16 protein-coding genes and 1 other annotated feature are annotated in these 12,143 nt (G+C 35.2%); of the genes, 7 read left to right on the forward strand and 9 right to left on the reverse strand.

Translation table 11 applies throughout. The features are described from left to right. Positions 1 to 56: 56 nt before the first annotated feature. The 5 genes from UMR38_05650 to UMR38_05670 all read right to left on the reverse strand — a co-directional run bounded on the left by UMR38_05650 (position 57) and on the right by UMR38_05670 (position 4,279). Positions 57 to 938: an alpha/beta hydrolase gene (locus tag UMR38_05650; GenBank protein MEC9485341.1), complete on the reverse strand. Its 882-nt coding sequence runs from the start codon at positions 936 to 938 to the stop codon at positions 57 to 59. Between the two features lie 239 nt (positions 939 to 1,177). Then, positions 1,178 to 1,312 carry a hypothetical protein gene (locus tag UMR38_05655; GenBank protein MEC9485342.1) on the reverse strand — a complete coding sequence of 45 codons (135 nt, stop codon included), beginning with the start codon at positions 1,310 to 1,312 and terminating at the stop codon, positions 1,178 to 1,180. Beyond that, a complete protein-coding gene (locus UMR38_05660; GenBank protein MEC9485343.1) occupies positions 1,312 to 2,331 on the reverse strand; it encodes a 3-oxoacyl-ACP synthase in 1,020 nt (339 codons plus the stop codon). The genes UMR38_05655 and UMR38_05660 overlap by 1 nt, the downstream gene beginning before the upstream one ends. Before the next feature lie 14 nt (positions 2,332 to 2,345). After that, on the reverse strand, positions 2,346 to 3,065 hold the full coding sequence (locus UMR38_05665; protein MEC9485344.1) for a beta-ketoacyl-ACP reductase: 720 nt from the start codon (positions 3,063 to 3,065) through the stop codon (positions 2,346 to 2,348). Beyond that, positions 3,062 to 4,279 (reverse strand): acetyl-CoA C-acetyltransferase, encoded by a 1,218-nt coding sequence (locus UMR38_05670; protein MEC9485345.1) that lies wholly within the window; start codon positions 4,277 to 4,279, stop codon positions 3,062 to 3,064. Before UMR38_05670 ends, UMR38_05665 begins: the two co-directional genes overlap by 4 nt. Positions 4,280 to 4,460: 181 nt before the next feature. On the opposite strand from UMR38_05670, the gene UMR38_05675 reads away from it, so the two are divergent. The 4 genes from UMR38_05675 to UMR38_05690 all read left to right on the forward strand — a co-directional run bounded on the left by UMR38_05675 (position 4,461) and on the right by UMR38_05690 (position 8,576). Next, complete coding sequence (locus UMR38_05675) at positions 4,461 to 5,075, forward strand: TetR/AcrR family transcriptional regulator (GenBank protein MEC9485346.1); 615 nt, start codon at positions 4,461 to 4,463, stop codon at positions 5,073 to 5,075. Continuing rightward, on the forward strand, positions 5,072 to 5,758 hold the full coding sequence (locus UMR38_05680; GenBank protein MEC9485347.1) for a YjjG family noncanonical pyrimidine nucleotidase: 687 nt from the start codon (positions 5,072 to 5,074) through the stop codon (positions 5,756 to 5,758). Before UMR38_05675 ends, UMR38_05680 begins: the two co-directional genes overlap by 4 nt. Before the next feature lie 31 nt (positions 5,759 to 5,789). Beyond that, positions 5,790 to 6,022 (forward strand) — a binding site (T-box leader). A gap of 135 nt (positions 6,023 to 6,157) precedes the next feature. Then, the gene (gene trpB / locus UMR38_05685) at positions 6,158 to 7,339 is read left to right on the forward strand and encodes a tryptophan synthase subunit beta (protein ID MEC9485348.1); all 1,182 of its coding nucleotides are present in this window, start codon (positions 6,158 to 6,160) and stop codon (positions 7,337 to 7,339) included. A 208-nt stretch (positions 7,340 to 7,547) separates the two neighbouring features. Continuing rightward, positions 7,548 to 8,576, forward strand: coding sequence for an Atu2307/SP_0267 family LLM class monooxygenase (locus UMR38_05690; protein MEC9485349.1), 1,029 nt, complete (start codon positions 7,548 to 7,550; stop codon positions 8,574 to 8,576). A gap of 40 nt (positions 8,577 to 8,616) precedes the next feature. On the opposite strand, the gene UMR38_05695 is transcribed toward UMR38_05690, so the two are convergent. From UMR38_05695 to UMR38_05710, 4 genes are all read right to left on the reverse strand, one after another. Continuing rightward, the gene (locus UMR38_05695) at positions 8,617 to 9,063 is read right to left on the reverse strand and encodes a flavodoxin domain-containing protein (protein MEC9485350.1); all 447 of its coding nucleotides are present in this window, start codon (positions 9,061 to 9,063) and stop codon (positions 8,617 to 8,619) included. Beyond that, on the reverse strand, positions 9,064 to 9,459 hold the full coding sequence (locus UMR38_05700) for an FMN-binding protein (GenBank protein MEC9485351.1): 396 nt from the start codon (positions 9,457 to 9,459) through the stop codon (positions 9,064 to 9,066). It abuts the gene before it with no gap. Next, on the reverse strand, positions 9,456 to 10,034 hold the full coding sequence (locus UMR38_05705) for a TetR/AcrR family transcriptional regulator (protein MEC9485352.1): 579 nt from the start codon (positions 10,032 to 10,034) through the stop codon (positions 9,456 to 9,458). The genes UMR38_05700 and UMR38_05705 overlap by 4 nt, the downstream gene beginning before the upstream one ends. Positions 10,035 to 10,146: 112 nt before the next feature. Beyond that, positions 10,147 to 10,518, reverse strand: coding sequence for a hypothetical protein (locus UMR38_05710; GenBank protein ID MEC9485353.1), 372 nt, complete (start codon positions 10,516 to 10,518; stop codon positions 10,147 to 10,149). A 108-nt stretch (positions 10,519 to 10,626) separates the two neighbouring features. Here UMR38_05710 and UMR38_05715 point away from each other — a divergent pair, with 108 nt between their 5' ends. The 3 genes from UMR38_05715 to pdxS all read left to right on the forward strand — a co-directional run bounded on the left by UMR38_05715 (position 10,627) and on the right by pdxS (position 12,140). Continuing rightward, the gene (locus tag UMR38_05715) at positions 10,627 to 10,779 is read left to right on the forward strand and encodes a hypothetical protein (GenBank protein ID MEC9485354.1); all 153 of its coding nucleotides are present in this window, start codon (positions 10,627 to 10,629) and stop codon (positions 10,777 to 10,779) included. A 91-nt stretch (positions 10,780 to 10,870) separates the two neighbouring features. Beyond that, positions 10,871 to 11,137: an acylphosphatase gene (locus UMR38_05720; protein ID MEC9485355.1), complete on the forward strand. Its 267-nt coding sequence runs from the start codon at positions 10,871 to 10,873 to the stop codon at positions 11,135 to 11,137. 127 nt (positions 11,138 to 11,264) lie between these two features. Beyond that, positions 11,265 to 12,140 carry a pyridoxal 5'-phosphate synthase lyase subunit PdxS gene (gene pdxS, locus UMR38_05725; GenBank protein ID MEC9485356.1) on the forward strand — a complete coding sequence of 292 codons (876 nt, stop codon included), beginning with the start codon at positions 11,265 to 11,267 and terminating at the stop codon, positions 12,138 to 12,140. The last annotated feature ends 3 nt before the right edge of the window (positions 12,141 to 12,143 follow it).

Here is a 12,143-nt window from a genome sequence, read left to right on the forward strand (position 1 = left end):
ATAAATAAAAACACAGCCTATTAAAAAAGCCACAAATAGTGACTTTTTTAAGGAGGTTATTTCAGAAAATTAAGAATATTATTAGTTAACTCATCTGGTTTGTCCACTAATGGACTATGACCAGCGTCTTTAAGGACAACTTTTTTGGCATTTGGCAATGCCTCTACGGTTTCATCAATCATATATTCTAAAACAGTAATATCTTTATTAGACCAAATTGAGAGTACGGGACAGGTAACATCCCCGATGTTGCCCTCTCCTAAGGAGACACCATTTGAGAAATTTGACATATTAAATGTCGTTAATGCCCAATCTATATCTACTAGATTACGTTGTTTTAAGGTTTCTTCTAAATAGCGTTTATTATCCTCTTCAGAGGGTTGATTAACAGTATAAATAACTTGCTTCCAAATTGCATCCATTGCGGCAACATTTTTAGTATCAAAAATACCTACCATTGGTGCAACTTGAACAGGATCTTTTGCTAAGTCTTCTTTGGTCTCATAATACTTCCCTACCATTGGCGTTCCTGCTTCATCTTTTTGAAAGATTGGATACCCACGATGAGAAGCGGACTCTATCAAGATTAACTTATTAACGTGATCAGGAACTTTTGCTGCCATACTTAAGGCAATAGCACCTCCGGTGCTCCATCCACCTAAAAAGTAGGACTTGATGGATAATAGTCTCAACAAATCAATCACATCATCTGCTAGGTCATGAAGGCTCTCAAAAGGTTTTTTATATGAAGAATCACCAAAGCCTCTTAAATCAGGTGCAATTATACGATATGAATCCTTTAATCGTTCAATTAATGGTTCAAAATGAACACTACTTGACATATTTCCATGAAGTAAAACAAGTACTTCATTACCGTCACCAGTATCAATATAATAATATTGTTCACCATTACTTAATGTAATACCTTTTTTATTCATGGTATCCTCCTATAATATTTTTGGTATTTAAGTGTCATTCATAAACCAAACTATAAGTTTTCTAACGGGTTGTGCTTGTTTGTACATTAACGGATGAACAGAATTTAGGATAATAATATATTTAACATTTAATAATTTTTTCACGAGAAATATTTTTTTAAGACAAGTGTAGATAATCTTACTCTCCATTGATTATCAATGTGTTATTGATAATTCATGTGATGTATATTTTAAGACGACTAGTCGTTTCTGTGCTCAGAGTGTGTTGTACGAGATGTTCTAAAAATGAGAACAATCCCGAGTGCCGCAAGGGCATAGCCACTACCTGTCTCTAAACTATTAAAGAGTAAGGTAAATATTGATTTAAAATCCATTACCCCCACCTCACGATTGTTGAAGCCCATACGTACCCAATACCTGCGGCAATCATACATACATGATCGCCTTTTTGTATTTTACCTTCTTTAAGGCCTAAATACAGGGATAGTATTTGATCGATTTGACCGATATGACCATAGTTTTCTAAATATATCGTTTGGTCTTTTGATAATTTGAGTTCATTTAACATTGCCTCATGACCTGAACGTTTAATGTGCAAGATATCTAGATAATCAATATCTTTGCGTTCTAATCCTGACTTACGAAGTGATTCATCAATACAGGTGAACCAATTCTTAAATGATACGTCATTTAATCGGGCTTTCATTTGCTTAGGTTTCATCAATGTTAAAGATTGATAAGCTTGTTCAACATTATCTTTAGTGATTGGATTCGCAGACCCGCCAATTTTGACACCAGCAGTTCTTGCAAGGGTACCATCTGCGACGATGTGTGATCCTAAAAGAAGGTTTTTACCAACACCTTTTCGAAGGAGTAATGCACCGCCACCAGCTGATAAGTTATACATCATCGACATCGTTTTATCCTCATAATTGACAAAGTCACCATTACGATAACCACCAACAATCATAATCGTATTAATATCCTCATCTGCGATGAGCATATCTTTTGCCATTTTCAACGCTGAACAGGTTGTTGAACAGCGATTTTGGACATCGATTCCCCAGGCATTATCCGCGCCAATTTTACCTTGTACATATAATGCAGATGTTGTAAGTGGGTATTCCTTCCACTCTTCAGTCACACTAATAATCACATCAATTTCTAAAGGGTCAATCCCTGCATCATCAATACAATCTTTAGCGGCTAGATATGACATTTCCTGTGCGCCTTCATCAGGTCCTGCAATCAGTTTTTGTTTAATTCCTAGTTTATTAATAACGGCATCTTCTGTCCAAACACCTTTCGTGGCATCGGCGATTTCTTTGGCTGTCATTATCCCTTTTGGTAAGTATATCCCTATACCTATTATTCCTACACTGTTGTTGGACATTATAATCACCTCGTTTAAAGTCTCATACCACCATTGGCACTTAATGTATGTCCAGTGACATAACTTGCATCGTCACTTGCTAAGAAGAGGGCTACTTTAGCGATTTCTTCTGGTTGTCCTAAACGTTTTAACATCGTCATTTTAGCAAATTTATCTAATAAATCTTGTGGGACAGTTTTTAAGATATCTGTCATAATATAACCAGGCGCAATCGCATTAACTCTAACCGGAACACCTTTGCGTGCAAACTCTTTTGCCCACGTTTTAGTTAATCCAATTAATCCAGCTTTAGTTGCGCTATAGTTTGCTTGGCCAATATTACCATACTCTCCAACAACACTACTAATATTAATGATTGATCCCCCGTCATGTTGTGCCATATATGGTCCAATATGACGGACTAAGTTAAAGACACCTTTTAAGTTAACATCAATGACTAAATTCCATTGTTCATCCGTCATTTTCCGTGTCATTGCATCACGTGTAATGCCTGCGTTATTGACTAAAATATCAATTTTGCCATAATCTTTAAGAATGGTATCGAAAAATGTTTTGCATGCATCAGTATCCGTTACGTTCAGTTCATACCCTTTAACATTCTTATGCTCATAAGGTAGTGCTTTCATATCGACAGCAATGACCTGTGCTCCTTCATTGGCAAATAACTTTGCCATTTCCATACCTAATCCTTGTGCGCCACCAGTAACAATAGCAACTTTATCTTGTAATCTCATAATGACTCCTTTACTCTTTTTAAAATAACTGCAGTACCCATTCCGCCACCTATACATAATGATGCAAGGCCATAAGTACTTTTACGTTTTAACATTTCATGAATTAAAGTTGTTGTGATACGATTTCCACTTGCCCCAACAGGGTGACCTAATGCAATGGCACCACCATTTACATTTGTGCGATCCATAATATCATCAACACTCATGTTGTATATTTCAGATAACTCTTTGACAACACCAATACTTTGTGAAGCAAACGCTTCGTTTAATTCAAGTAATTCCATTTGCTCTAAGGTTAAGTCAGCATGTTCAAGTGCTTGTTTAACAGCAGGAACTGGTCCCATACCCATAATCTTAGGATCTACGCCACCTTGTCCAATACCAACCACTTCAACGAGTGGTGTTAAATTGTACTGTTTTACAGCTTCTTCACTAGCTACTAACATGAAACTTGCGCCATCATTAATGCCTGATGCGTTACCAGCAGTCACTGTACCATCTTTTTTAAATACAGCACGTAACGTACCAAGTTTTTCTAATGTTGTTCTACGGTTTGGATACTCATCTGTATCAAATACAAAACTATCACGACGGGTTTTAACTTCTAAAGGAACAATCTCATCTTTAAATTTCCCTTCATCAACTGCTTTAATTGCTTTTTGTTGTGAGTTAATAGAAAACGCATCTTGTTCTTCACGAGTTATATTGTATTTCTCTGCAATATTCTCAGCTGTAACACCCATATGAATATTATCAAACGCATCCATTAACGCATCATCAATCATATGATCTTTTACTTTGAAACCACCCATTTTAATACCAGTACGTGACTTTTCAGGTACAATATATGGTGCTCTACTCATTGACTCAGTACCACCAACAACAACCATATTATGAAGTCCTGCTTGTATACTTGTAAAAGCATTCATGATTGTTTTCATCCCACTACCACATACCATATTCAGTCCATAAGCCGGAACACTCTTCGGAATGCCTGCATTAATTGATACCTGACGTGCAACACCCTGACCTTGTCCAGCTGGTAAAATATTACCAACAATCACTTCGTCAATATCTCCAGCAGGCACTTTGGTTTCGTCTAAAATCGCTTTCACTACAGTGCTACCTAACTCTGCAGGATGTACTGTACTTAATGAACCAAGAAAACTACCAATTGCTGTTCTCTTAGCTGAAACAATAAAAACTTTACTCATCATAATCCTCCTAATAAATTCTCGTTTAGCCTTTTATTACTTGCTTTTTAACGAATCATTTTGTATAATTATAGTGTATAATTTCATAAACATGAATGACTATTCAGTTTATGAATTTATATTCAGTATTATAGCATAAAGCGTTTTCATTGTCAACGCATAACGCAGAAGGAGAGTCATTATGGAACATGAAGTCAAAATACCAAAGACACGAAACGGAAGAGCAACATTTCAATTAATAATAGATACGACAATTGATTTGTTTTATAAGAAAGGATACTTTCAAACGAAAATAACGGATATAACTAACGCAGCTGGCATTGCTGCCGGCACTTTTTATCTCTATTTTCCCAATAAATTTGTCCTATATAAATATATCTTGATGGAATTTCAACATGAAATCAGACGTCAAATCTCAATTCAAGTATCCAATGTAGAAGGTCGATTTGAAAAAGAAAAAGTCGGCATCAAAACATTTATTCAGTTTGCCTTGGATAACCCCCATGCATATAATATAATTTGGGAATCACTTTATGTCGACAAACAACTATTTATCAATTATTATGATGGATTTGCTAAAAGATATGAAAAAGGATTAAAAGACTCAATTAAAAAAGGCGAAATGTATGATGTTGATACTGAACTTGTTTCATATATATTAATGGGAGTAGCTAACTTTGTTGGACTGAAGGTTTTATTGAACCTAGGAGAGGACAAAGGATCTGTAGATGAGGTTGTTGACCAAGTTATGAATATTATTCAGACTGGTATTTTTAAACAGGGCGATAAGTCATGAAATATAATGTCATATTGTTTGATGCAGATGGGACATTATTTGACTTTCACAAGGCAGAAGAAATTGCCTTTCAAAAAGCAATAGAAAATATTAATACTGCTATATCATTTACAGATTTATTTAATACATATTTAGAAGAAAATCATAAAATTTGGCGTGAATTAGAAAGAGGGCAAATCACACAAGAAAAATTGAAAATCGAGCGTTTTGAGCGCTTTATCGATAAATCAGGTATCTCTGCAGATGCTCAAACACTAGCTAATACCTTTATGTCAACCCTATCAGAGACTTCTATTTTATATGAAGATGCGTTGAATATTGTCAAACAAATAAGTCATCAAAATACGGTCGCAATTATCACCAATGGACTGAAAGAAGTACAAGGCAAACGGGTCCGCAATTCCGTGCTTAAATCCTATGTCAAGACAACCGTTATTTCAGATGAGTTAGGGATCCAAAAACCAGATCCTAGAATCATTGACCATACACTTGATTTGCTCGGTCACAAGACGAAGAATGATGTTGTAATTATAGGAGATAGTTTGACCTCGGATATCCAAGGTGGAATTAATGCTGGCATCGACACAATCTGGTATAATCCAACTAATAAAGAGAATCATCAAAATATTTCACCTACATATACAATAAAAACCCTTTCACAACTACTTAGCACTTTAAAGTAGTTGACAAAGATTTGATCTTCCGTTATACTAGACTAAATTGTTGAGTAGAAGTGAGTAAAGTTATTTGAACTTCATAGAGAGTCAGTGGTTGGTGAAAACTGATAAGTAATGATAACTTGAATGGGTCTACAAGAGGGTATCAGAATCAAGTATGATATCACGGGAGCTCCCGTTATAGAGCTAGGATATGATAGTATCTGAACAAGGACTTTTTTGTAAAGTTAAATTTGAGGTGGCACCACGTTAGTTAATAACGTCCTCTACACGGTTATTTGTGTAGAGGACTTTTTTTATATTTAGGAGGTATTACAATGGGACCATGAAGAGATCGTCAAAACGAATTTAAAAAGGTATATTTATATAACTATTGGACAGAACTTAATATAAGGAGTAGAAATAATGAAAACACAATTTGGACGATTTGGAGGACAGTTTGTTCCTGAACCAGTCATTAATGCATTAAATCAAGTAGAGGCAGCTTTTTTAGAAGCGAAAGAGGATCCTAAATTTATTGAAGAATATAAATATTATTTAAAACAATATGTTGGACGTCCATCACCCATTTACTATGCAGAGAATTTAAGCATGAAGTATGGTGGTGCAAAGATTTATCTAAAACGTGAAGATTTAAATCATACCGGAGCACATAAAATTAACAATACGATTGGACAAATTTTATTAGCTAAGCGTATGGGTAAAACTAAAATTATAGCTGAAACAGGTGCTGGTCAACATGGCGTTGCCACAGCCACTGCCGCCGCAATGTTTGGCATGGAATGTGAGATATTCCAAGGCGAAATCGATACCCAACGACAGCGCTTAAATGTTTTTCGTATGGAGATGCTGGGTGCTAAAGTAACACCTGTAACAAGAGGAACAAAAACATTGGCGGATGCAGTAGATAAAGCGATAGAAACGTGGGTAGGACGTATTGATGATACGTTTTACTTATTAGGAAGTGCTGTTGGTCCACATCCTTACCCTGAGATGGTGAAATTCTTCCAGAAAGTTATTGGTGAAGAAGCTAAAAAACAATTGCTTGATGTCGAGAATACTTTACCTGATTACTGTATAGCATGTGTTGGTGGAGGCTCTAATGCGATTGGATTATTCACAGACTTTTTACAACATGATGAGGTCTCATTAATTGGTGTAGAAGCAGCTGGGAAAGGATTAGATACTAAAGAGCATGCTGCTACACTTACCCTAGGTAAAGAAACAGTGATTCACGGAATGAAGACTAAATCAGTCTTAGATGAAGAGGGTAATATTAGCCCTGTTTATTCAATTAGTGCAGGATTAGATTATCCTGGTGTTGGCCCAGAGCATGCTTATTTACAAGATATAAAACGCGCAACTTATGAATCAGTCACAGATGAAGAGGCAGTCAATGCATTTTTAGAATTGTCTCGTCTTGAAGGGATTATACCCGCTATTGAATCAAGTCATGCGGTTGCGTACGCAACGAAGTTTGCTAAAACATTATCGAAAGATCAGATTATACTTGTTAACTTAAGTGGTCGCGGTGATAAAGACGTTGAAGCAATTGAAGACTTTTTAAATAAAAGACAAGTAAACTAATATAAACCTAATAGCGTTTCTGTGAATGATTAATTTATATTAGTCTCTCTCCTATTCTTTTATATTTGCGAATCAAATAAAATCATTTACTGAAACATTTAGATTAAAAAGGACTTTCACTTTACATAGAAAGTCTTTTTTGATGTGAAAAATGCATTTTTAACGCATAGAATACTAATTTATTTTATACTATGAATAGGTGATAAAAATGAAAAATAACTTTGAGTTAGGTATTACAACATTTGCTGAAATTATGGAGAATCCTGAGACAGGTGAAACTATTTCATATGATGAACGTATTCGCCAGGTTGTAGATGAAATTGTATTTGCTGATGAGTTAGGATTATCTTACTTTGGTGTTGGTGAGCATCATCGTAAAGATTTTGCCTCAAGTGCACCGCATATTATCTTAGCTGCAGCAGCTAGTAAAACCCAAAATATCACATTAGGAAGTGCTGTAACAGTACTTAGTAGTGATGATCCTGTAAGAGTATTTCAAAATTTTGCTACTATCAATGCAATCAGTCATGGACGTGCTGAGATTCTAGCAGGTAGAGGCTCTTTCACAGAATCATTTCCATTATTTGGTTATGACTTAAATGATTATGATGACTTATATAAAGAAAAACTAAATCTTCTTATAAATATTCGTGATAATGAAATTGTTGATCACGATGGACAGTTGCGTCCTAGTATTGATCTATTAGGCGTATATCCAAGACCAAGTGAGCCACTAACTATCGCCCTTGCATCAGGTGGTTCTCGAGGTAGTGTTATTCGCGCGGCTAGATTGGGATTACCTTTGTTCCTTGCGATTATTGGTGGTGAACCACTACGGTTTAAACCACTTGTTGAATTATACGATAGAGTTTATGAAGCAGAAGGACATGACCCAGCTAAACGATTTGTATCCATTCATTCTCATGGGTATATCACAGATGATAAAGAAAAAGCATTTGAAGAGTATTATCCTTCTATTGAACCTATGATGTCTCGCATTGGTAAAGAAAGGGGCTGGGGACCATATAGTAGACGGGTATACAATCATGCCTTAAGTATGGAGGGTGCACTCTATGTTGGTGACCCACAGTATGTGGCAGAAAAAATCAACTATCTTAGAGACAATATGAATATTAATCGATTTGCCTTACATGTACCAGTAGGATATATGGATCACGAGAAGGTATTAAAAACAATTGAGTTATTAGCTAAAGAAGTAAAACCTAAATTACAATAACAAAAAGAATCAAGGACAGTGATGTTCTTGATTCTTTTTATTACAATTCTTTTACTTTATTATAGTTTACATTGTCAACTGATGAGGTTTCTTTAGCTACAACTTTAACAATGAATTTTTCAAACATATTCATATCATCAAATTTAAATGCGCCTCCGACATGCTCAAGCTGTAATGTTTTGGCAATGTCATCTGAAAAATTTTGATGAATCACTTCATCTAATCCATCAGGATTCATGCCCGATAAGAAGACAATAGATTGTTTGTTTTTAAGGTCATCTATATATCTCTCAATCCATTGTTTAATTTTCTTATTAATTCGACCGGCGTACACAGGCGAACCAATATAGATAACATCATAGTCGATTGGTTTCAAATTTTCACATTCTCTTATATGGTGCAAATCTCCTTTGCGATTGTTGTGAATTATTTGTGCACATTGTTTGGTTGTACCATGCTTACTAGCATAGATAATTAATGTCTTCATTTACTCCACCTCCAATGCATCTGAAATTGCGAGTTTGATTACATGTGAAGATGTCGTTGCGCCACTAATCGCATCAACATCAATTCTTTGTTCGGTGATTATGTCATCGATGATTTCTTCTGCATCTTGTCCTCTTGTTGTAATGTGTTCTAACAGATTGATGTCTATAATCAATCCATCTTTAATAGTAACTTCAACGTGGGCACCTAGTTGATCTTCTTGATAATAATACGATCCATCATAGGTACCATCTTCTAATGATGAAATTGTTTTATCAGTTATTGGAAGTGCTCGTATTTCTCGCATATTTAATGATAGAGTAATCGTTATGATAACACCAAATATAACAATCAATGATATGAATATAAGACTTCCTCTTAAGATGATTTTTTTCATAATTTACCGCCTGTTAAAAGCCGAATTTCTGATTCTATTTGGTTTAAATAATACATTGAATTTAGATGCGTGCGTTTATGAATGATAAAAAGCAGTTTACCGTGCATCGATGATGAGAGTAATTCGAACGTATCATCCAGATTTGTTTGAAATAGTGATTGGTCACATCGCGCGAGTAATTCGCGCATAAAGATGGCAGGTTTAGGAACTAAATCCTTAGCAACCTCTTTGGGGACATCACCTAACCGATTGATAAAAATAAGCTTAAATAAGTTAGGATGAGTGTTCATATAGTTGAAATATGCCTTGGCATAATCAATTAAAACCGCTAGATTATCTTGTTTTAAATTAACTGTCTTGATAATATCATCATGACAACTTTGAAGGTAATCTACCGCTGTATAGGTGAGTAAGGAATCAATGTCTTTAAAATAGTTGTAGATTGTTGCATAGCTGAATCCAGCAATATCTGCAACTTTCCTTGCACTGACACTCTCTATCCCTTCTTGCTCAATAATTGTTTTTGCTGCATCTATAAAATACTGTTTGTTTCGTTGTTTTCGTTGTGTTTTCATAACCCCTCCTTTAACAATGTTCATAAAATTAACACTGTTAATATATCATGTTTTATCAATGTTGTCAAGGCCATAAAAAAAAGAGCCTAAAAATTGGCTCTTTGAATGTCGCTTAAACATCATTTAAACTATTTGACAACTGTGAATATGCTACAGTATCAAATAGAGCTCTTATTACAATCATTAAAAGGATTAAAATAGCAACAACAATCCACATCCATACTGGATGATAATACACTAACATAATGGCTAATCCAATATCAATGGCTAGACCAAATATCATCTTTTTCTGAAAAGGATACCCTCGAACTAAAAAAGGATATGCCTTTACTAACCCAGCAACAACAACCACAAATAAGATTGGATAAAACGAAATATCAAACACGATCAAAAATATACTTGTCAAGATTCCTGGTACTAAGAAAGGTAAAATAGTAAGTTTACTGAAAATGGCTTGTTTTAAATAGTTTGTATCAATTGTCATCCATATCACCTGTACTTATTATACTCAAAGACGGTAAGAGAGTCACGCTTAATACGCTCAAATGTTGAAAAGATAGATGATAATGATATACTATTGGTAGAGGGTATTATGGATGATCAATACGAAAGTGATGTAGAAAAAGGTAAAATCCAGAAAGATAAGCAGGCGTTTAATAAAAGTCGAGAAAAAGGAAAACAACTACTGAATAACTATATACACGTCGATTTTGATGAGGACGTATATGAAGAATACTTAGATTAAATTCATCTAAAACAAACACACAAACACAATATAAAGAACATCGCAATCGGTTAAAAGTGATTAAAGACGATATTAATTAGAGGTGAGAAATATGACGAAAAAATATTTGCTTACAGGTAGAGTGCAAGGTGTTGGGATGCGCTTTTTCGTACGACAAACAGCCAGAAGACTAGGCGTGAAAGGAAGCGTGAAGAACCTTTCTAATGGAAAGGTTGAATGTATTGCCCAGGCTGATCAGAAAACACTCAATCAGTTTGAAGAAACACTTAGATCACAGTCTCCTGGAGAGATATATGATTTTGAAAGTGAAGACATAAAAGAGGAGACAACATACCGTAAATTTAAAGTACGATTTTAGACAGTAGATATACTGTCTTTTTTTATGAAAATAAATATAACTGACCATCTTAAAATTAAAATGTCTGCCCATTTAAAAGTGACAGATTACATGTTATAATGAACTCACATAAAAAGGAGTGATTATCATGAGTAAAGATCGTTATCAATTAAATAAAGAACTAGCGCAGATGCTAAAGGGTGGCGTCATCATGGATGTTACCAATAAGGAACAAGCGAAAATTGCTGAAGAAGCAGGGGCTTGTGCTGTCATGGCATTAGAGCGTATTCCGGCAGATATTAGAGCTGCAGGTGGGGTTTCAAGAATGAGCGACCCTAAATTGATTAAAGAAATTCAAGAAGCTGTTAGTATTCCAGTTATGGCAAAAGTACGTATCGGTCATTTTATGGAAGCACACATTCTAGAAGCATTAGAGATTGATTATATTGATGAATCGGAAGTATTATCACCAGCAGATCCTGTTTACCATATTGATAAAACTGAGTTTGAAGTACCATTTGTCTGCGGTGCGAAAAACCTAGGTGAAGCATTGCGTCGTATTGAAGAAGGTGCATCGATGATTCGTACAAAAGGTGAACCTGGAACTGGCGATGTTATTCAAGCAGTCACACATATGCGTTTAATTCAAAAGGAAATGCGCATTGTACAGTCACTACGTCAAGATGAATTGTATGAAAAAGCGAAAGAGTTACGCGTTGCATATCCAACATTACAGTATGTTTATGACCACGGTAAATTACCAGTTGTAAACTTTGCAGCAGGTGGTGTTGCTACACCAGCTGATGCAGCATTAATGATGCAACTTGGGGCTGAGGGAGTATTTGTCGGATCGGGTATCTTTAAATCAGGTGATCCTGAAAAACGTGCACGCGCAATTGTTAAAGCAGTAACAAACTATAATGATCCAAAAATGTTAGCAGAACTATCTGAGGATTTAGGTGAAGCAATGGTCGGCATTAATGAAGATGAAATCAACTTAATGATGGCCAAACGTGGAGAATAATTT

The organism is Candidatus Izemoplasma sp., from assembly GCA_036172455.1.
Taxonomy (GTDB): domain Bacteria; phylum Bacillota_I; class Bacilli_A; order Izemoplasmatales; family Izemoplasmataceae; genus JAIPGF01.

What these genes read in the sequence shown, in the direction of transcription:
- UMR38_05655 (MEC9485342.1), bottom strand. Translation starts at nt 1,312, where the DNA reads ATGGATTTTAAATCAATATTTACCTTACTCTTTAATAGTTTAGAGACA.
- trpB (MEC9485348.1), top strand. Translation starts at nt 6,158, where the DNA reads ATGAAAACACAATTTGGACGATTTGGAGGACAGTTTGTTCCTGAACCA.
- UMR38_05690 (MEC9485349.1), top strand. Translation starts at nt 7,548, where the DNA reads ATGAAAAATAACTTTGAGTTAGGTATTACAACATTTGCTGAAATTATG.
- UMR38_05695 (MEC9485350.1), bottom strand. Translation starts at nt 9,063, where the DNA reads ATGAAGACATTAATTATCTATGCTAGTAAGCATGGTACAACCAAACAA.
- UMR38_05680 (MEC9485347.1), top strand. Translation starts at nt 5,072, where the DNA reads ATGAAATATAATGTCATATTGTTTGATGCAGATGGGACATTATTTGAC.
- pdxS (MEC9485356.1), top strand. Translation starts at nt 11,265, where the DNA reads ATGAGTAAAGATCGTTATCAATTAAATAAAGAACTAGCGCAGATGCTA.
- UMR38_05665 (MEC9485344.1), bottom strand. Translation starts at nt 3,065, where the DNA reads ATGAGATTACAAGATAAAGTTGCTATTGTTACTGGTGGCGCACAAGGA.
- UMR38_05715 (MEC9485354.1), top strand. Translation starts at nt 10,627, where the DNA reads ATGGATGATCAATACGAAAGTGATGTAGAAAAAGGTAAAATCCAGAAA.
- UMR38_05705 (MEC9485352.1), bottom strand. Translation starts at nt 10,034, where the DNA reads ATGAAAACACAACGAAAACAACGAAACAAACAGTATTTTATAGATGCA.
- UMR38_05675 (MEC9485346.1), top strand. Translation starts at nt 4,461, where the DNA reads ATGGAACATGAAGTCAAAATACCAAAGACACGAAACGGAAGAGCAACA.
- UMR38_05650 (MEC9485341.1), bottom strand. Translation starts at nt 938, where the DNA reads ATGAATAAAAAAGGTATTACATTAAGTAATGGTGAACAATATTATTAT.
- UMR38_05710 (MEC9485353.1), bottom strand. Translation starts at nt 10,518, where the DNA reads ATGACAATTGATACAAACTATTTAAAACAAGCCATTTTCAGTAAACTT.
- UMR38_05700 (MEC9485351.1), bottom strand. Translation starts at nt 9,459, where the DNA reads ATGAAAAAAATCATCTTAAGAGGAAGTCTTATATTCATATCATTGATT.
- UMR38_05720 (MEC9485355.1), top strand. Translation starts at nt 10,871, where the DNA reads ATGACGAAAAAATATTTGCTTACAGGTAGAGTGCAAGGTGTTGGGATG.
- UMR38_05660 (MEC9485343.1), bottom strand. Translation starts at nt 2,331, where the DNA reads ATGTCCAACAACAGTGTAGGAATAATAGGTATAGGGATATACTTACCA.
- UMR38_05670 (MEC9485345.1), bottom strand. Translation starts at nt 4,279, where the DNA reads ATGAGTAAAGTTTTTATTGTTTCAGCTAAGAGAACAGCAATTGGTAGT.